The organism is Rheinheimera pacifica (assembly GCF_024809855.1).
In the GTDB taxonomy this organism is placed as follows: domain Bacteria; phylum Pseudomonadota; class Gammaproteobacteria; order Enterobacterales; family Alteromonadaceae; genus Alishewanella; species Alishewanella pacifica_A.
Genome location: NZ_JANUEM010000014.1, coordinates 65,977 through 85,470, shown reverse-complemented (window position 1 = coordinate 85,470; position 19,494 = coordinate 65,977). Strand labels below are relative to the sequence as shown.

The 19,494-nt window shown below is 50.8% G+C and carries 20 protein-coding genes; all 20 read right to left on the bottom strand.

What is annotated here, in order from left to right:
* Nucleotides 1-70: 70 nt before the first annotated feature.
* Nucleotides 71-1,036, bottom strand: a complete 966-nt coding sequence (locus M2404_RS16355; protein WP_259240830.1) for a vWA domain-containing protein — start codon at nucleotides 1,034-1,036, stop codon at nucleotides 71-73.
* Nucleotides 1,036-2,094 carry a VWA domain-containing protein gene (locus M2404_RS16350; protein WP_259240829.1) on the bottom strand — a complete coding sequence of 353 codons (1,059 nt, stop codon included), beginning with the start codon at nucleotides 2,092-2,094 and terminating at the stop codon, nucleotides 1,036-1,038. Before M2404_RS16350 ends, M2404_RS16355 begins: the two co-directional genes overlap by 1 nt.
* 10 nt (nucleotides 2,095-2,104) lie before the next feature.
* Nucleotides 2,105-2,875: a MotA/TolQ/ExbB proton channel family protein gene (locus M2404_RS16345; RefSeq protein ID WP_259240828.1), complete on the bottom strand. Its 771-nt coding sequence runs from the start codon at nucleotides 2,873-2,875 to the stop codon at nucleotides 2,105-2,107.
* A 148-nt stretch (nucleotides 2,876-3,023) separates the two neighbouring features.
* Nucleotides 3,024-5,003, bottom strand: coding sequence for a PEGA domain-containing protein (locus M2404_RS16340; RefSeq protein ID WP_259240827.1), 1,980 nt, complete (start codon nucleotides 5,001-5,003; stop codon nucleotides 3,024-3,026).
* A 12-nt stretch (nucleotides 5,004-5,015) separates the two neighbouring features.
* On the bottom strand, nucleotides 5,016-6,452 hold the full coding sequence (locus M2404_RS16335) for a hypothetical protein (RefSeq protein ID WP_259240826.1): 1,437 nt from the start codon (nucleotides 6,450-6,452) through the stop codon (nucleotides 5,016-5,018).
* Nucleotides 6,453-6,484: 32 nt separating this feature from the next.
* The gene (locus M2404_RS16330; protein ID WP_259240825.1) at nucleotides 6,485-7,771 is read right to left on the bottom strand and encodes a hypothetical protein; all 1,287 of its coding nucleotides are present in this window, start codon (nucleotides 7,769-7,771) and stop codon (nucleotides 6,485-6,487) included.
* 79 nt (nucleotides 7,772-7,850) lie between these two features.
* A complete protein-coding gene (locus M2404_RS16325) occupies nucleotides 7,851-8,399 on the bottom strand; it encodes a hypothetical protein (protein WP_259240824.1) in 549 nt (182 codons plus the stop codon).
* A gap of 132 nt (nucleotides 8,400-8,531) precedes the next feature.
* On the bottom strand, nucleotides 8,532-8,798 hold the full coding sequence (locus M2404_RS16320) for a hypothetical protein (protein WP_259240823.1): 267 nt from the start codon (nucleotides 8,796-8,798) through the stop codon (nucleotides 8,532-8,534).
* Nucleotides 8,798-10,105, bottom strand: coding sequence for a motility associated factor glycosyltransferase family protein (locus M2404_RS16315; protein ID WP_259240822.1), 1,308 nt, complete (start codon nucleotides 10,103-10,105; stop codon nucleotides 8,798-8,800). The genes M2404_RS16320 and M2404_RS16315 overlap by 1 nt, the downstream gene beginning before the upstream one ends.
* 7 nt (nucleotides 10,106-10,112) lie before the next feature.
* Nucleotides 10,113-11,135, bottom strand: coding sequence for a hypothetical protein (locus tag M2404_RS16310; protein WP_259240821.1), 1,023 nt, complete (start codon nucleotides 11,133-11,135; stop codon nucleotides 10,113-10,115).
* A gap of 13 nt (nucleotides 11,136-11,148) precedes the next feature.
* A complete protein-coding gene (gene flgL, locus M2404_RS16305; protein WP_259240820.1) occupies nucleotides 11,149-12,045 on the bottom strand; it encodes a flagellar hook-associated protein FlgL in 897 nt (298 codons plus the stop codon).
* Nucleotides 12,046-12,055: 10 nt separating this feature from the next.
* On the bottom strand, nucleotides 12,056-13,378 hold the full coding sequence (gene flgK / locus M2404_RS16300) for a flagellar hook-associated protein FlgK (protein ID WP_259240819.1): 1,323 nt from the start codon (nucleotides 13,376-13,378) through the stop codon (nucleotides 12,056-12,058).
* Nucleotides 13,375-13,851 (bottom strand): rod-binding protein, encoded by a 477-nt coding sequence (locus M2404_RS16295; protein ID WP_259240818.1) that lies wholly within the window; start codon nucleotides 13,849-13,851, stop codon nucleotides 13,375-13,377. The genes flgK and M2404_RS16295 overlap by 4 nt, the downstream gene beginning before the upstream one ends.
* Nucleotides 13,852-14,946 carry a flagellar basal body P-ring protein FlgI gene (locus M2404_RS16290; protein ID WP_310503104.1) on the bottom strand — a complete coding sequence of 365 codons (1,095 nt, stop codon included), beginning with the start codon at nucleotides 14,944-14,946 and terminating at the stop codon, nucleotides 13,852-13,854.
* A 10-nt stretch (nucleotides 14,947-14,956) separates the two neighbouring features.
* The gene (flgH, locus tag M2404_RS16285) at nucleotides 14,957-15,622 is read right to left on the bottom strand and encodes a flagellar basal body L-ring protein FlgH (RefSeq protein WP_259240817.1); all 666 of its coding nucleotides are present in this window, start codon (nucleotides 15,620-15,622) and stop codon (nucleotides 14,957-14,959) included.
* 4 nt (nucleotides 15,623-15,626) lie between these two features.
* The gene (flgG, locus tag M2404_RS16280; RefSeq protein ID WP_259240816.1) at nucleotides 15,627-16,412 is read right to left on the bottom strand and encodes a flagellar basal-body rod protein FlgG; all 786 of its coding nucleotides are present in this window, start codon (nucleotides 16,410-16,412) and stop codon (nucleotides 15,627-15,629) included.
* Nucleotides 16,413-16,424: 12 nt separating this feature from the next.
* Nucleotides 16,425-17,159 carry a flagellar basal body rod protein FlgF gene (locus tag M2404_RS16275; RefSeq protein ID WP_259240815.1) on the bottom strand — a complete coding sequence of 245 codons (735 nt, stop codon included), beginning with the start codon at nucleotides 17,157-17,159 and terminating at the stop codon, nucleotides 16,425-16,427.
* Nucleotides 17,160-17,171: 12 nt separating this feature from the next.
* Entirely contained in the window at nucleotides 17,172-18,365 is a 1,194-nt protein-coding gene (gene flgE, locus M2404_RS16270; RefSeq protein WP_310503103.1) for a flagellar hook protein FlgE, read from the bottom strand.
* 12 nt (nucleotides 18,366-18,377) lie between these two features.
* Complete coding sequence (locus tag M2404_RS16265; protein ID WP_259240814.1) at nucleotides 18,378-19,061, bottom strand: flagellar hook assembly protein FlgD; 684 nt, start codon at nucleotides 19,059-19,061, stop codon at nucleotides 18,378-18,380.
* Nucleotides 19,062-19,073: 12 nt separating this feature from the next.
* Nucleotides 19,074-19,493, bottom strand: a complete 420-nt coding sequence (gene flgC, locus M2404_RS16260) for a flagellar basal body rod protein FlgC (RefSeq protein WP_259240813.1) — start codon at nucleotides 19,491-19,493, stop codon at nucleotides 19,074-19,076.
* Between the last annotated feature and the right edge of the window lies 1 nt (nucleotide 19,494).

The window sequence follows — 19,494 nt, the reverse complement described above, 5'->3', positions numbered from 1 at the left end:
ACAGAGTTAAAGCGACAGCGGTGTGGCAGAACTAAAATCTTTTTTAGCAGATTTTTTTAAGCCGCTAGCCCTAAAATGCCAGGCCGACAAAAGCACCGCGGTTGCGCTTAGCCACAGCCTGCATAAAGGCGGCAAATTGTGCTGCGTCACCACCAACGGGCCGGTAAAAACCGATACCATGAATTCGAAAACGTGGCTCACCGGCCGCATCGGCATTTTTGCCGGTAATAGTGCCAACAATGGCATCCAGGCTGGAGGAGCGGTAATCATCGCCAAATACATACAGGCTAACTTTGCCTTTTGTTTTGCTGTACAAGTCCAGCGCACGTAAAATACCCACCTCAGGTGCACTGCCACCACCGGTAAAACGCTTCATCCGGTCCATGGCACGCTGGCGCATACTGGTTGAGTCACTCAGCCACTGGCCTTCCTGGCCGGGGTATAAAAAGGTGCCATCGGCAGCCATAACCTGAAAACCTTTCATTTGCGGGTGATTCACTAAAATATCATTTACGACATTAATCACCTGCTGCCATTTATTGCCTGCTACCATTGAGCCCGAATTATCAATAACAAAGATCACATAATCGGCATCGGTTGGAATACCGCCCACTTCGTCTGACGGTTTATCGGTAGATTTAGGCACATTCAGCATGGCTGTGGCCTGACGCAGTTCATTGCGCAATGAACTGGCCTGATCCTGCAATTGCTGTAACGTTTGCTGGGCACGGGGAATAGAAGACTCCAGCGATTTCAGCTGCTCTGTGACAGAAGCCGAACGGGCCTGAGCAGCCGCAAGCTGCTGCTGTTTATCTGACACCGCGCCTTTTAACAGCTCTACGTTAAGTTGCGCCGCCAACACCTGCTCTACCATAGTGCTTAAATTATCCGGCCCCAGTTCAGTTTCGCTTTCACCATTTTTAGCCAGCAACACCAGTAGTACCACAGCACCAAAGGCACAGGAGATAATATCGAGAAACGACAGCGTAAAAATTTCCACCGGCGGCCGTTTTATTCTGCGCATACGTCCTGCCACTATGGCCACTCCTTTGCCGGCGCCAAAAAGGTACCCTGCGTTACCTGCGACCAGCTCCAGTACATAGCCGACGCATAAGGATCACCCTCTATTGGTAGCAAAATCACATTCATCCGCAGCCCCTGACCAGCGCGTTTAACGGTTTCAACCAACAGCTCCTGCCGGCACTGTGACGAAATTGACTTTTTACTGGTCAGCAAACCACGGCAGCGCACGCCAAGGCCATCACCCAGTGTTGGTAAGCCATCGGTAATTAAGTACACGTCTGTGACATTTGGGTGCAACTCTCGCAGTTTTTGCAAGCCAATTTGCAAATTGGTACCACCATTTGGCACCAGCTTGCCAATATCACGCACTATAGCATTCATTGAGTCAGAAACCTGGGCAGAGCTGGCCGGGCGTTGGCCTAACATAATGGCGTCTTCAGAGAAAGCCACTACGGTTACTTTGGCGTTTTTTGGTAAACGGGCCAGCAGCCACTGCGCTGCCCGCCTGCTACGCTGCCACTTGGGCAGCGCCAGCTTCTGGTTATCGGGCAGCGCCATATAGCGCAACACTTCAAGCAGGTTTTCGCCCATCATCGATGCTGACTTGTCCAGCAAAATACCAATTTCCTGGCCCTCGACCTTCAGCCCGGTAATATAATTTTGCTGGCCGCTGCCGCTTAGTTGTACGTTGGCATCCGGTACCGGCAAGCGGGCGATGGCGGCCAGTTGTTTTTCCAGATCGGCCACTACCGCCAGTTCAGTGGAAATTTGCTGCAGCAGTTTGCTTTGGTCGCTGCTGGTATCGCTTTGCGACAGCTTAACATCCTGCTGGCTGGCCGATTCCAGTGCAATTTTGTCGTTCAGTTCATCAATTGATTTTTGCAGTTGCTCGCGCTGCTGCTGGGCGGCGTTTAGCTCCTGCTGCAACTTATTGGTTTCGTCGGTGGGTTCTGGCACAAAGGCGTTAAAATCGACCAGAATTAAGATCAGAATAACCGCGCCCAGCCCACAGGCCATCACATCCAGAAATGACAGATTAAAACCATCTTCAGCGCGCCGTTTTAGTTTCATAGCGTACTAATCAGTTATGTAAATGCGCTAACAGGTGTTTCTCGCAGGACTGCTGTGTATTTAACACCATGGTGTCCTGCCTGCCATTAAGAATATGCATAAAATACATTAAAATCAGTGAAATAAATAACGCTACCAGCGTTGAGTTAAAGGCAACCCCCAGCGAGGCTGTCATACCGGCAATATCACCGGCCAGCGCCTTATCTGCCTGCGCCAGTGCCTGGCCAATACCGCGCACAGTACCAACAAAGCCAATACTGGGAATGGCCCAGATAATATAACGCACCATACTATTACCGCTTTCCAGCTGTGCCGCCAGGCTTTCTACAGAGGATTCAATAGCGTCGGCAGCATGCTGTACATTACGGGTATTTTTAAAACGCCGGATACAGTTGATCCAGGTTGCCATGGCCGGGTTATCTTTGTAAGACGAGGCTTCCAGCTCAGACAGCGCCAGCTCTACGTCCAGCGGCAGGCTTTTGTCATAGTCACGCAAAAAATCACGGGTATACAGGGTTTCTTCATCTAGCAGCCGCCATAGTTTGTAACCCATCAAAAACAGGCAAAACAGCAGCAACGAAAAACATACCTGTTGCTCCATGTCTTTTATAATCACCCAGACAGAAAACAAACCACTGCTGCCCTCGGCAGCCAGAATTGCAGCTGCGGTTGGCCGCACTATGCCTTCATAAAACAAATGCACCAGGGTAAAACAACCCGCCAGCACCAACACACTGGTAATAATGCCGGGGTTCATTGCGGCAGAATCTTTGTTACGCATAAATGTGCTGCTCCGCTCGTCAGATATTAATAGGGAAATCCTGTGGCGCATCCAGTGATACAAAATAAGCCGCCGCAGATCCAGCTACAGCCAGTAGCACCAGGGCCAGTATGATGCGTTTTTTCATAGTTAACTCCTGCTCTTGATACTATTGATAGCGGGCAATCCGAAAGCCAACATCGTCTTGCGGCCCGTTCCCTTCGTTACGGATACTGGCTCTGAGCTCTTTTAAGCGGCCGGATTTATACGACGCTCCTTTGATCACATACCCCTGTCCGCCGCTGGCACCGCGATAATCGGTATACTGTTTTGTCGTATCGGGCGCGGTTACCGCATAAGCATCATGCACCCATTCTCGTACATTACCATCCAGATCATAAAAACCGGCCCGGTCAGCACGGAAACTGCCTACCGGCGCTTTACCGGCAAAGCCGTCGTTATAATCGCGGAAAAAGAAAGTTTGTTGCCCTTGTACCGATTTGTCGGCAAAGTTGCCCTGTTTATCGCGTAGCCGATCTTCATTGCCCCATACATAGGTGGTTCTGGCAGCACGCCGGTTGTGCTTGGCAATAAACTCCCATTCGGCTTCGGTTAGCAGCCGGTAACCGGGGCTGTCGGCATTAATGCCCACCACTCTGTCGCCTTGCAGGTTATAAAATACTGCCAGCCCTTCCTGCACACTTAACCAGTTGCTGAATTTAACGGCGTCCAGCCAGGATACCTGGGTTACCGGCAACGCCGAGCCACCGGTTTGTCCTTTAAAAGTGCCATACTGAGCTTCAGTGATCTCATGAGCCGACACCCAGATATTACGGCTGAAATTAACATTAAGCGGGTGCTCATTGCGGCCCCGATCTGCCTCATTGGCCGGTGAGCCCATGGTAAAGGCTTTAAGTTGTACTTCAATAAGACTAATGCCCAGTGTTTGGGCAAACAACGGTTTACCTTCACGGCGGCGGGCATCAAATTCTGTCAGCATGTCGGCTTGCACGGTCTGCGTTTGCCGCTGGCTGGGCGTAACAGTGCGGCTGACGGTACGGTAACCGGTTTTACGAAATTCAACATTCTGCGCTAATGCCTGCAACGACAAGGTGAGCGGGGTTTGCCCTACCGTCTTGCCATTGATCAGTACATCGGCCGTATGATTAGCACTAAAACGAACCTGACCCATTTCTGCTTTCAGCTCAAAATTCAGTGTACGCTGCTCTGCCGGTTTTAGCGTAACGCTTTGCGACTGCGCCAGGTAACCGGCCTTTTCATAGCGCACGGTATAAGCTTTACCGGCATCAATACTGGCCGGGCTACTGGCCGGTTTACCATTTAAAAGCAGCACGCCGTCTTGTGGCGTGGTAGCTACGGTGAGTACAGCTTGCAGCGGCTGTAAAAAATAATCCCGTGCCGCTTTGGGCTGGCGGTAGGTTATGTCGATAGTATCCTGCACCGGCTCATAGCCTTCCAGCTGAACCTGTACCTGATAGCTGCCGCCATTTTGCGGTATAACCAATGGTGTTTTACCCACAGCCTGGCCATTTACTGTAACGCTGGCCCCTGCCGGGCGCGACGCCAGTGTCAGGTCTCCCGATACCGGTGTTAATGTCAGCGTTTTGGCAATCTCATCAGCAATAGCCGCTGTCAGCATCAGGCTTTGTGGCTGAAAATACGGCTGTTCGGCACTGATTTGATACTCACCCGGTGCAAAACGGCCTGCCAGCGTTGGCCCCTGGCTGTGTAGCTGGCCATTGACTGTCCAACTGATATCCGCCACCTCAGGCACTGTATTCAGTGTAATACTGGCTGGCATTGGCTGTAGTGTAACCGCCAGATTGCTTTGTTCACTGCTTAGCACTAACCGCTGTAATGGCTCAAACTTATCGGCGCTGACTACAATTTCTGCGCGCGAGCCCAACATATAGAGTTTATTTTCGATAAAAAAGCCGCTGCCCGACACCACTGCAAAACGCTGGGTTTGCGCGGCTTCAGCTGGCAATACGGTAACGGTAAAACCTTTTAATAAAAACAGCCAGGCCAGATAGCTGGCCATAACCAAAGCCAACAGCACAATACTGCTGAGCACTATCCATTTGCGCTTGCGTTTATCTGATGCGATAGACGTATCAATCCGACTCACTGCTTATTCCTCTCAGATCCGGGTTTTGCATTGTAGCTGTACAGCAGGCATAGCCGGGCTAACCTCAACACTGATAATTTCAGTACGATAGCCTTTACAACTGCCTTCAAACTGATAAGTGCCGGGCAACAGGTTGATGGTTTTCTCTTTTACTTCACCGACATTACCCACCCCGAGTACCCGGATACTAGTGCGGCCATCACTTTTTACCAGCACCGGCACCGGTTGTGCCTGAGCCTGCAGCAAGCTTTGTAACTGGTTAAGCTGCTGCGCCAGCTTGTCGCTTTGCGTAGTTAACGGCTGCGCTGCCGCTATTGCTTCATTGGCGCGCTGGCGGATATTGGCATCGCTAAGGCGTTGCGGGCTGGCTAAAAATGTCTGCAAGCGCTGCCCGGCCTGAATAATCTGATTAGCGTTTTGCAACGCCTGCTGCAATACCGGGTTATCGGCATTTAATTTCAGGCCATTTTCTGCCAGCATTTTTACTGTCGGCCATTCATCAACCTCAATAAATACCTGAATTTGCTGCTCGGTCTGCGCAGCTGCTCCCGCTTTTTCTGCACTATCCAGCCGGCGCTGTAAACTCACTAACTCCGGCCGGTTGCTATCAATATTGCGCGCCCGGGCCAATGCCTGGCGGGCAGTGGCGTAATCAGCCTGATCCAAAGCAGCAACAGCCTGCGCCACAACATCAGCAAATGATTGTTGCTGTGCTTGCTGGTTTAACGCAGCCAAACGTTGCTGTGCCTGTTGCTCTGCCGGATCTAACCGGCGAATACTCTCCAGCAACGTTTTTTGCTTACTGACATTGTTTTCCAGCTGCGCTACCCGTACCTGTTGCCACAGTTCCTGCACTTGCGTTGCCACATCCAGCCGCTGCTGCAACTGCAATGCCGGCTGATATAGCGGATTTACCGTCAGCGCCCGGCTGTTGTTAAGCTGCGCCGCCGTCAGGTCGGTATTGGTAAATGCTGCACTGGCTGTCTGGTATGCGGTTTCATAAGTCTTGACATAGTTTTGCTGTAATGTGCTGCTTTGCTGCTGAATGTCGCGCAGCAAAGTACCGGTTTCACTGTACAGTTGCTGGCCGTACAGCCGGTAAGCTTGCTGCATGTTTTGCTGTAAGGTATTTACCGTAGCGCTTTGCCAGGCAAAAAGATGCGGATCTGCGGCCAGCTGATTAACCTGATTATTGGTGTCTGACAGCATTTGTTGTAAAGCCTTACGGGCTTGCTCGTCCTGAACCTCTGGTACAGCAGGCGCAGACGTTGCAGATAACGGCGCGCCCGGTGCGGTACCGGCAACCGGGGCCGAAGCAGCAAACCTGTTTGACGCCAGCCACACCACAAGCAATAAAAGTAACACCGCAAAAAAACCGGCTATTACTTTGATATAAAATGCCTTTTGTGACTGTTTATCGTGCTTTATTACATCATCTAACGCTGCCACATCCGGCTCCTTGCCCGAAGCTTAAGACACATTTACAACTGCTGATTTGGTGTTGCTTCTAACTGATAAATTTCAAACAGCTTTTGTCTTAACTGGGTGTATTGCTCAGTAGCTGTACCTTTAAGCTCAATAGTCTGCTCGTTAAGTTCGACTACCTGCGGTGTCACTTTAATATCCAGGCTTTGCCCCATTTCACTGAGCACGTCACGTTGTGCACTCAGCTCGCGGTTTGTTTGTATTGCCTGGCTAAGGCTGTAAATTGCTGCCGCACCTGCCGCAATAGCGCCAACTTCACCGATAGCTGAATTAGAGTTTTTCACCAACATAATGCCCAGTACTGCACTACCGGCAGCAACTAATTGCTGAGTGGTGCGCTCTGCTTTTTTCTTGCGGATATCGGCAGCAATCGGCAGGGTTTCGCGCTGATACTTACGATAGGCTTCGTCTGACTCGGCATAAAAAGCTTCATAGCTGTCTTGCAGTTGGTCAATAAACTGTTCATCTTTTGCCTGTAGCAAGTTTACCCGTTGCAACATCGGGTCATTTGCTGCCGGTGCACCGTTCAGATCGAATACGGTTTGCCGTGAGGTAAAGCTTTTTCTTTTGCTGACCAGATAAGGTGAAAAGGCTTCCTGGCTATACATAGCGGCATAGCGTAAATCTGATACCTGCTGAATTTTCTTTTTATCTGCCTCTGATTTTTTAATCAGCAAATCGTAAACATAAGCGGCAATATCGTTAAATACCGGCGAGTAAGGGTTTTGATCTTTACGCAGAGCATCACGATAAAAGGCTTCACCTACCTGATGCTCAAAGGTTTTCTCTCCCCAAATATCGTTGGTAGCATCCATTACCCGCACACTGATGCGCACGGTTTCGGTATCCGAATAATTGATTTTGCCAAGTACATACACATCGGCAGAAACCGACGCGTCCGGAGTAACATTAATCGAGCCAAATACTTTGGTTGCCGCCAGTGCTTTTTTGGTATCAATGGCAAAGCGGTTTGCTTCCAACCGCCGTACCTGTGGCCAGATATCTTCTTCAGCCACTTTTTTGTCATCAATATTGCCTTTGGCATCCAGCGGAATGCCCGGATCAAATACCGGCACGGCTACATCCAGATAAATGGCAGACTGATATTTAAACTCGCGTTCTGTCTTACCCAACTCAGCTGTTTTTGCCTGGCCGCCAATAGCAGGGCCTACGCTACTGACATTAGTTTGGGTAGACTGACAACCACTAAGCGCCAGTGCAATCAGGGTACAGGCAGCCGCCAGCCAGTTTTTATAGTGTTGCAAAAAAGAACGAGGTTGCATTGCCAGCTCCATTTCTAAATGATTCACAGCTATTTTAAATTATTCACAGCCAATCTGAATTATTCACAACTATTCTAAATTATTCGCAGCCATATTGTGTCATCAAAGCGCTGAAATGTTTTTTCTCAGTGTCAGTCGTTGCACCTGCCAGGCCTTGTTTTACCGTGTCACACACAGCAGAGTTACCTTGCTGCCCTTTACCTTTCTGGGTTGCTTTTGACGGTGACGTCTCTGGCTCTTTCGCATTATCAGCATGTTGTGTCTGTTCAGTACCGGCTGATTGTGCAGCCTGCGCATTATTGCCGGCAGTAGCATCTGCCTCGCTGCCTGCTCCGGCGCCAGCGGCACTGATCCGCCCGGCACCGCTACTTATTGCCTCAGTCATACATTTTTCAGTTTGATTCAGATTGGCGGCAAAATCAGCGTCCATGCGTTCCAGTAGCTCGGCTTTGGTCAATTCGCTGCCATCAATATCTTTAAAGTCAATCAGTGAACAATCGCCGTAAGAGGTAACCGCCCCGGCAGCAGGCTGCGGTGAATTTTGCTGGGCACAAGCCGGAAGTGTTAATAAGATTAACGAAAAGCTGAACAACCATGATCGGGCGCGGAAAATAGTTTCGCTGGGCATCCTTTACTCCTTACCGGCAAGGCTGGCTATATAACATTGCCTCTCAGGCTGGCAGACAACGATACAAGACAGCAGGTTAGCTCTGTATTATTACCCTATATTAGGGTTAATTTGGCTTATTGACCAGCTAAATCAGGCTGAAGATGTTGCCAGCAAGTCTTGCAGTTCGTATTCAAGATAATCAGCCAGGCCTGACCAGTCACGGTTTTGCTGGCACTGCAGCACGGCGGTTAATAGCTGGTGCAACTGAGCGATCTGTTGTGGTGCGGCACCGGCAAACAACGTAATAAGTTGCCCGGCAAGGGTTGCCAGCTCTAGCGCCGGCTGCGTAGTGATACCCAGCCGGAACTGCAGCGCCAGCGCTTTAAGGTGCTGCCTGTATTGCGTAACTGTGTCCATTAGCGTGTAAGCTCCGCATGGTATTGCGTACCGGCAATCACCGCACCGGCTTTCGAAGTATTAACAAAGCTGACAGCAGGTTGCTTGCTGATATAACGCTCTAAGCCGGTCAGGTAAGTAAGCAGGTTGCGTAAGGTGGGCACTTTTTCGCCAAAGCCATTAATAACCTGTTCGGTAGCCGCCTGGTACCCTGGCCCTAAAGCACCGTTTTGCCAGTTGGCGTGGGTTTTATTGTGGCTAAAGGCAAAGTCGGCACCAAACAACAACACACGCCTGGCGCCCATTTTTACCGCCAGATCAACGGCGGGGTGTATGACACTGCCATGGCTGAATAACGCCGCAGCCGCTAATTGTTTGCGCACCGGGTTAAACACTGCGCTGTCACTTAAGGCAATATAACGTGTACCGGGGAAATGCTGTAATAATTCGGGATTAGCCAGCGGAAAATACACCAAACTACTGGCAGCGGTTAAGCTGCTGCAGGGCAAATGCTTTAATGTAATTTTATGGTCACGGCTGACAATAATATCCGGCCTGATATCCTGCAATACCAAGGCTTTTACTGCGGTGTCCACACAGATCAGTAAAGGTGCATTAGCCTGCTGCTGCGCTTGCCTAATAAAGCCGTAATGTTGCTCCAGCGAAGGCCCGGCCCCTATCACGTAAACATCTTTATCTGCTGCTAAAGAGTTAAATAACGCCTGTACCTGTTGATCTTGCTGCCAGTAAGGCTGGTTTTGCTGCAGCCGCGGTAAAAACCTGCTGATATCCTGTTTTAAACGCTGCGCGGCATAACCGGCTTCAAGTTCGCTGTACAAACGATCGCGGGTTTTCATATTGCTATCACTGGCCAAAACTAATTCAGACGGCAGTACGGCAAATGGCAGCTGAATATCGCTCTGGCTGGCAGCCAGTTGTAAGCTTACCCGGCTATCACTCAGCCAGTGCCGTTGATCAAGCAATTGCAGCACCAGCGCAAAAATATACTCATTTAAAATACAGATACTTAACTGCTGCAGGCGATCACGGCTAAGCAACTGTTGCTGCATATCGCCAAGGCCGGTACCGTACAATGTTATATGTGGGTAGTGTTGCGGTAGTTTACTGATTTGCTGCAGGGCTTCCTGCTGCCGGTTATGGCGGCTGGTTAGCTGAATGCCGTTAATCAGCAGAGTATTGTCCAGCCCTTCTATCAGTTGCACTGCAGGTCGGTGTTCTTCAGCGGCAGCCTGTTGTAGCACATTGGCCAAAGCGGGCCAGCGGCTGGCAATTACGCGCATATTTTGCGCAAAACAGTCGTTATTCATTAATCTGTTAACCCAAACCAAATTCAACCAGGCTGCGGGTAATATTGGCTTGCGACATCACCACCGACACCGAACTTTTACTGCCACTTTGCATTTCGATACGCAGTTGCTGACTAAGCGCATTAAGTTCAGTGTTATCGTTCTGGCTTTGCGAAATCGCCACCAGTTGCGCCTGCAATGCCGCACGTTGTGCCTGCACTTTACCCAGCGCGTCTTTTAATTGTTGCTGCGCCAGCTGAATTTGCTGGCTATAAGCCTGCACGTTGTCGGCTGTTGCTGCGGCTTTACCCAACTGAGCCAATGTGCTGTCAGCAGCCTGTAGCTTTACACTTACCGGGTTACCTGCGGCAACGCGCACACCCTGGCCACTGATGAGCCAGGGTTCCTGCAGCTTACGGGCATCGCGCGCTTCGGCAGAGAAATACAGTTGCTGATTATTGCTGCTCACACTGATTTGCTGTTGAGCAAAGGCTTGCTGCACAGTGTGCAGATTTTGCTCTGCGCTTTGGCCTGCCGGTAAGCTGATACTGACAGCACTGCCACTGCGGCCCAGCAAAATACTAACTTGCTCGTTTTGGCGCCGCTCGGACAATAAATCTATATTGTTGCCCAGGCTGGCCTTTACCGGTGCCGGTTGCGCACTGGCTGGGGTAAGATCGGCATTAAGGCCAGAGCTGCTGTGTACCAGTTTCTGTTCAAGTTGCGCTAACTGCTGCTGTGCCTGTTGTTGCTGTTGTGCGGATAACTTGCTGTTACCCGGTGCATTCAGCTGCCGGCGCAGGTTTTCCAGCGCCTGATATGCCTGGCGGATATTGCGCTCGGTTTGATCTGTCTGGCTAAGCTGTTTACTGACATCTGCTGCCAGCGCCCATTTGCTTAATACCTGTATCTGCCGCGATTGCCGGGATACCGGTACCGTGCGGCCGGTATCGTCAGAACGTACAGCCTTGATCACAGCAGCACGGTCTGCCGCATTTAGCGGCGTTAGCGCACTGTTACTGACCTTATCAACCGCACCGGATAGCTGCATAGCTGCACCTTATTTAAACGTAAGAAAACAAGGTAAGCCGAGAGACACTGGAATACACTTTCAGCGACGACTCATAAGACGCCATAGCCTGATTCATTTTGACGTAGGCTTCCGGGTAATCCACTTCTTTAATGTCATCACGCAGTGTTTCGGTAAAGAGTGCTATATCCTCATTGCCCAGCGCCATATCGTCCAGCGAAGCTAAAGTGCCACCAATGCGGGTAATTTCGCCGCTTACCGTAGCCAGAAAGCTACTGATATGGCCCAGCATATCGCGTGATTCATCGCCCACACCGCCAGCAGGCGCGGTGCTGATTAAATCCAGATAGGTTTGCATTTCATTTAAAAAATTCACGCCCGGATCCAGTGCGCTACCAACGATATTGCCCGGCACACTGGAATTATCTGACACAGCAATCTGCCGTACACGGCTGTCGCCGTTGTACTGATACACCCCGGCGCCATCGCGTTCAAACGGTTTAACGTCGGTTAAGCTGCCTGAAAAGTAATAATTGCCATTGCCGTCTTTGGCATTAAGTAAATCCACTATACCCGGCATTAATACTGCCAGTTCCTGGCTAAATGCTTCCAGCTCGGCCTGGCCCATAGTGCCATCGGCCGCCGTGGTGACAATCTCCTGTACTGAGTACAGTGTATTGACAATGCTGCTCAGTTGGGTTTCCTGCTGGCCCAGATTAAAATGTACAGCGTTCATATTCGATTTGTACTGATCCAGTTTAGTCAGCTCGCTGTTTAACGTTAACAGCATCACTGAGCCTAAAGGGTCATCTGATGGGTTTTGGATCCGTTGGTTAGTTGCAAGCTGGGTAGATAACTTGCTGTATTCAGCAGTAGACTGCTGAATATTACGGATAGTGGTTAGGTGATACTGATTGCTGCTAACGCGCATAGCCACGGCCTCAGAAGATATTGATCAGGGTTTTAAACAATTGATCCGCTGTGCTGATCACCCGGGCATTAGCGTCATAGAGCTGCTGGTAATACATCAGGTTAGCGGCTTCTTCGTCCAGGTTTACGCCGCTCACGCTGTCACGCGCGGCCACAGCATTGTTGTTTAGTACCTGGGCAGTTTTCACGCTGCTTTGCACCTGCTTGCTTTGAATAGCCAGATCGCCGATTAACGTATCATAGCCAGCTGTGCCACCATTTAATGACGCCACCAGATTAGCAATATTGCCGTTGTCGCCACGGCCACCGGCCGGATTACCCAAACCGTCGTTACCGATAAAGGCCAGGCCATCCGGTTGCAAATCAGGGTTGACACTAATTGTGCCCAGTACATCAGCCGGGTTGTACAAAAACAGCGGCTCACCTGGCTGGCCGTTTAAATCGAAGCCCTGTGACAGCGCAGTATTTACTGAGTCGGCAATATTAGTAACTATTTGCTCCAGTTGCAGTTTACTCGGTTGCAGCACATTTACATCGACATTAAGTAAACCGCCGATACGGCCACCGACAAACTCGTTAAGACCGAAGTTCTGGCCGTTAAAGCTAACATTAACCGCAGTGCCATTTACGCTGACTGCCGAAGATTTAGAGCCAACCACCAGCGGTGCGCCGTTTTTACTGCTGATATTGATATTGCCATCACCCGGATCGACAATATCTACGCCCATATAACCAGACAGTTCGGTGATGAGCACTTCGCGGGCATCAGCCAACTCTGCGGTAGGCTGGCCCAGCGCCTGCGCTTTACTTATTTTGCTGTTTAGCTCGGCAATCTGTTGTGCCAACGAACTACTGTTATCTGCAAGGTTGCTTAATTCTTTGCCGAGTTTGTCTTGCTGATCTGACAAGGCACCATTAATTTGCGACAAGTCTTGTACCAGTGCCTGTGCGGCGGACAATACCTGCTGACGGTAAGCGCTTGAATCGGGGGCAGACATGGCGGCGTTAAAAGCCGCACTGATACCGGCAACGGCATCATTCAGGTTCAGCGACTCAGTGCCGAGTATTTGTTCCAGATACCCCAGATAGCTTTGAAAACCTTCGTAATAGCTTACATCTGAACTGGTGCGCCAGATATCGTCATTCAGAAAATCATTAACGATGCGATCAACCTTAGTCACCTTAACGCCGTTTAAGCCCCCGGCAGCGGTTTCCAGATACACCGTTTGGCGGCTATAGCCCTTTACGGCAGCATTAGCCACGTTCTGGCCTACCACGTTTAGTGCATTGTTAGCCGCGTTAAGGCCAGACACACCGTTTAAAAGCATACTCATAAGCTGGGTTTCCCGCCGCTGTCGGCCTGCCATAATGGCTGGCTAAATCCGCTGTTACTGTATTTTGGCGCAACCAGACTCAGCGCCGTCTTATCAGGTAAAGCGACGGCTTCGGCCAGTTGCTTAAATTTATTTTCAGTTTGTACCAGGCCATCGCCTAACTGCCGCACTATGGCTTCGGCTAAACCGAGCTGCTGCCTGGACGCCAGGTGTTGTGCCAGTTGGGCATCGTGCATATCGCGAAATGTTTGTGCCTCACTGCTGCCAAACAGGCCGTTATCACCGGCAATAGCATCGGTACCGGCGTGCATGTTTTTTAGTACCAGCTGCAAAAATATCGCTTCAAACTGCTCTGCCGCTTTAGTCAGCCGGGCGGCAGGATCCTGGTTGCTATCTATGCCTGCGGCAGCGCGTGGGTCTATCGCCAGCCCTTCGCCAGGTAAAGCGTAACTGGTTAACGAGGTTATATTCATTCAGATCACCAGCAAATCAGCATCCAGCGCACCGGCGTTATCCAGCGCAATCAGGATCGACATCAGTTCTGCCGGAGTTGCCCCCAGCGCATTAATGGCCTGTACTATAGCGTCCAGCGAGCTGCCTTCCGGCCACAACATCATGTTGGCTGTGCGCTCCTGCACATCAACCCCACTGTTTTGTACCGGTGTTGTCGTACCGCCACTAAAAGGCAATGGCTGGCTTACACCCTGTTGCTCACTGATCGTAATGGTTAAACTGCCGTGGCTGACTGCAGCGCGTTTTACCCGCACTACGTCGTTCATCACCACAGTACCGGTGCGGCTGTTAAATACCACGCGCGGCCGCTGGCTGCCTTCTTCTACGTCAATGTCCTGTAACATCGACATAAAGGTAATACGGCTGTTCGCGTCTACCGGAGCGCTGACAACCAGCTTGCCTTTATGCTCGGCTCTGGCAACGTCAGGCCCAAACACCTGATTAATGGCGGTAACAACATTGCGGGCAGTCTGATAATTGGGTTGCTTCAGGTTAAGCACGACCTGAGCGGCAGGTTCATATAATTGCTGCACGCTGCGCTCAACAATAGCGCCGGACGGAATAATACCGGCAGTGGGCACATTAACGGTAACCGACGAGCCATTCTGGCCGGTGGCATTTAAGCCCCCTACCACCAGGTTACCCTGCGCCAGCGCATATACTTTGCCGTCAACCCCGCGCAGCGGCGTCAGCATCAGGCTGCCACCATGCAGGCTTTTGGCGTCACCCAGTGACATAATGGTTACGTCCATGGTTTGCCCGGGGCTGGCATTGGCCGGTAACGTAGCGGTAACGGCAACCGCCGCCACATTTTTTGACTTCGGCAGGCTGTTTTCATCCAGCTGCACACCAAACTGTTTCAGCATATTGTTTAATGACTGGGCAGCAAACCTGATTTGCGCTTTATCGCCCGAGCCTGGTAACCCCACCACCAGGCCATAGCCCACCAGTTGGTTATCGCGCACACCCTGAATATCGACCAGATCAAGCAGCGGCCGGGCTTGTAACAATACGGGCCATAACAGCAACAGCACGGCAGTTATACAATGTTTCATAACACCTCAGTTAAAACGGGTTAAGAAAGCGGTTAAACAAGCGGGTAAACCAACCAGCCTGGCTGGCACTGGCTAAATCGCCTTTGCCGGAATAACTAATACGGGCATCGGCAATACGCTGCGACGAGATGCGGTTGGTAACATCAATATCTTCCGGCCGCACCAGCCCCTGCAGGCGGATATACTCATCGCCCTGGTTCAGCTTGATCCATTTTTCGCCACGGATTGCCAGAGCGCCGTTGGGCAATACATCGGTTACCCGCACGGTAATAGAGCCGCGCAGAAAGTTCTGCTGGCTGGCGGCACTTTCGCCGTCAAACTGTGAACGTGAGTTCAGCTGCATAGCCAGCTCTGAGGTATTTAAGTTACCTACCAGCGGCACGCCAACATTAATGCCGGTGCTTCTGTCTATGCTGGAATCAGCACTTTTACTCGATTGGGTACGCTCATTCAGCTCAACTGTCAGAATATCGCCGACCCTGTAGGCACGTTTATCTTCGTACAGGGTAAACATATAACGGTCGCTGTACAGGCTGCCGTGCTGCTGGCCCGGCAGCGGCTCATCAGCGCTGCGCTGCGCCACCACCTGCTCCCAGTCGGCTTCATGTACCAGCGGTGGCTGGCTGGCACAGGCGCTTAGCAGTAACATAATGATTAAGGCGCTACAGGCTTTCATAGGCTTACAGGCTCTGGTTAATAAAGCGCAGCATTTCATCGGCCGCCGATACCACTTTGGCGTTCATTTCGTAGGCGCGCTGCACCGCTATCATGCTGACCATTTCATCAACCACACTAACGTTAGAGCCTTCAATGGTATGTTGTTGCAAGGCACCCAGTGCGTCTTCTCCGGGAACACCTTCTACCGCTTCACCTGAGGCTGCAGTAGCGCGGAATAAATTGCCACCCAGTGCTTCTAAACCGGCAGGATTAACAAAGTTAACGGTTAAAATCTGCCCCAGTTCTACCGGATCAGCCTGGCCGGCAACAACAGCAGTAACGGTACCGTCGCGGCCAATGGTTACTTTGGTGGAGTTCTCTGGTATAGCGATATTTTGCAGCAGTGGCAGGCCGTTGGCATTGACGATTAATGAATCGGCGTTTAGCTGAAACTGGCCACTGCGGCTATACAATATTTCGCCGTCCGGGTTTTCAATCTGGAAAAAGCCCTGCCCGGCAATGGCGATATCCAGCGGGTTGTCACTTTTTTCAAAGCTGCCTTCGGTAAAAATTTTCTGGGTGCCGTTAATCCGTACACCGGTACCCACCTGAATGCCCGACGGCACCTGGTTTAGCTCGTCAGCCTGAGTGCCCGGCTGGCGCTGTACCTGATAAAACAAATCTTCAAACACGACGCGGTCTTTTTTAAAGCCTGCGGTACTAACGTTAGCCAGATTGTTTGAGATGGTGGTCATGCGCATATCCTGCGCGGCTAAACCGGTTTTACTAACCCATAAGGCAGAGTTCATGTGCTGCTCCTGTTAACTGTTGCCACTTACCAGCTTGTTACCGGCTACCGCCAGTTCGTCAGCGGTTTTCATCATGCGGATATTCATTTCAAACTGGCGGCTGATATTCATGGTGTTTACCATCTCTTCCACCGCATTAACATTGGCGCCTTCCAGCGCGCCGGTACGCAGGGTAATCGTTAAATCTGCCGGTAATTGCTCCTGCTGTTGTGGCCGTAACAGGCCATCCAGCCCTTTTACCAGAGTGTCATCACCCACACTGACCATTTTTAACCGGCCTTCCTGGGCAATAACACCACCGCCTATCGGCAACAAATTAATAGTGCCATCGCTGCTGATGTCGATATCACCAAACTCCGGTAACACTATGTCGCCTTGCTCACCCTGTACCGCATAGCCGTTTAGCATTAAGCGGCCATCGGCATCTACCTGCAGGTTGCCGGCACGGGTATAGGCTTCATTACCGTTGGCATCGGCTATAGCTAAAAAGCCGCCGTCGCTCAGTACAATGTCCAGATCACGGCCGGTTTGTTGCACCGGGCCATTAGCCAGATTGGTAAACACCGGCAGTAACTGCGCCTGATAACGGGTACGAAAGCCGTCACCGGCAATCATCATTGCCTGCGCCTGTTCAATATCTGCTTTAAAACCGGGCGTATTAACGTTGGCCAAATTATTGGCGCTAACACGCAGTGCCGTCTGGTTGAGTTCGGCCCCTGATACAGCGGTATAAATTAAGCGTTCCATAACGGCTTACCTTTAGGTGGCGTTAAATAAAACCTGCATCATCTGATCGGCCGTGCTGATAGTTTTGGCATTCGCCTGGTAGTTTTGCTGAAACGCCATTAAATCAACCAACTGCTCGCTGATATCTACGTTAGAGCCAACATAGGCGCCCGACAGCAAAGCACCAAAACTACCAGCATCCGGTGTGCCATACAGGGCTGCGCCAGATTCATTAGTGGCATACCAAACGGTTTTATTACCGGTTTGCAGGCCATTGATATTGGCAAAGTTAGCCAGTACTACCTGGCCTTGCAGCTTGGTTTCACCATTGGTAAAAGTGGCAAATACTTCACCGGTTTCGGCTATTGCTACCCCGGCAAACTCACCTGCGGTATAGCCGTTAGGGTCGTTTTTATAAATATTAAAACCGCTGCCAAACTGGGTGCTTTTGGTTAGGTTAATGCCAAAGTCCATTACCGCAGCACCGGTGGTTGGGGTGTAACTGAGCGCCACTGTTGCCGGAGCAGCAGGTGCAGTTAACTGGCCGTCGGCATCAAATGTCAGGTTGGCAGGTGTTGTCAAATCCGTGCCATTAACAAAGTAGTGCGCCTGCCAGGTATTGGGCCCGGTATGCACAAAATACTGCGTTAAGGTATGGCTGTTGCCCAAAGAGTCGAATATTTCGCTCGACTGTGAGTAGTTATAGCTACTGCCCACCGCCGGATCGAATGGCACAGCTATTACATCACTGGCTGAGCTTAAATTAAGCGAAAAAGCTACTTCGGTAGAAGCCTGTGCCGGGATATTGGCCGCTTCAATTTTTAAATCAGTGAGTACGCCAGGTACCAGGTTGCCGTCGGCATCTACGCCGTAGCCTTGTAAGCGGTTGCCGCTGCTGTTAACAATGTTCTGATCTTTATCCAGATCAAAGCGGCCTGCCTGGGTGTAAGCCATACGGCCGTTTTCAGCAACAACAAAAAAACCTTTACCGGTAATAGCTAAATCCAGCGCTGAGCCGGTATTTACCACACCGCCTTCACGGGTAAAGTTTTCTTTAATATCACTTACGTCTACCCCGCCGCGCTGGCCGCCGTTGTACACTGAGGCAAATTCAGCGCTGCCACTTTTAAAACCGGCAGTACCTGAGTTGGCAATGTTATGGCTGGTAACTTCCAGTGCTTTTTGCGTGGTTTTCAACCCGCTTAACCCGATATTAAACATAGACATAATACTGATTCCTTAACTGTTGCCGCCAAAGGCCAGCTGATTGGTATCTAACAGAGCGTGGTTACCCAGGCCGTTGACTTGCAAAATAATGTCGTCTTTATTACTACCGACAGACACCCGCTCAACTTCGCCACTTAACAAGGTGGTAAGCGGGTTTGGCTGTCCGTTAATATAAGCATCGGCCTGCACGTAATAACCACCAGCCGCCTGTTCATCAAAGGCAAACCGCAGGGTACCGATGCCACTGTAAGGCAGTGTTTGCTGCTGCATTAATTTACCTTCAGCGTTATATAGCCGCAGTTCAATGCTGTCGGCTTCAACACCCAGATTAAGCGCACCTTTTACCTGACCGGCCTGCTCCAGCACTATGGTTTCAGCGGCAACATCAACCTGAGTACCAATTAACGCTGTGGCCTGTAATGCCTGCTGGCTGCTTTGCAGAGCCAGGTTTTTACCGGAATCTATTTTCAGGCTTTGCAGGCTTTCAACATTGGCAAACTCGGCCAGTTGGCTGACATATTGGGTGCCTTCCATTGGGTCCAGTGGGTTCTGGTGGCTGATTTGCGCCACCAGTAACTCCAGAAACATGGTTGATAGCCCTTCTGCGCCGGTAGTACCGTTATCAGTACCGTTTTTTGCTATCGTACTGTCATTAGTCGTATTAACATTGTTTGCGAAGCCGCTGATTGCACTCACGCTATTGCTCCTTTACTGGCCGCCAAGCCGCAGCACGCTTTGCTGCATACTGGAAACCCGGCCCATTACTTCTACCGAGGTTTGATAACTGCGCGACGCAGACATCATGTCAGCCATTTCTTCCAGCACATTAACGTTGGAATAAAATACATAACCGTCTTGATTCGCCAGTGGGTTATTCGGCTCATAGCGCTGCTCTACCGGCCGGCTGGAGGTAGTCACACCCAGCATTTGTACTTCGGCAGACAAACTCTGGCTGTCTGCCGTTTGTTTATATAACGCAGCAAATACCGGCTTTAATGCCCTGAATGCCCCGGTTTCAGTAGCAGAAGCCGTGTCGGCATTGGCTAAATTTGAGGCGATGGTATCCAGGCGCATTACCTGAGCACGCATTGCGCTGCCGCTGACGTCATAAATGCTGTTAAATGACATG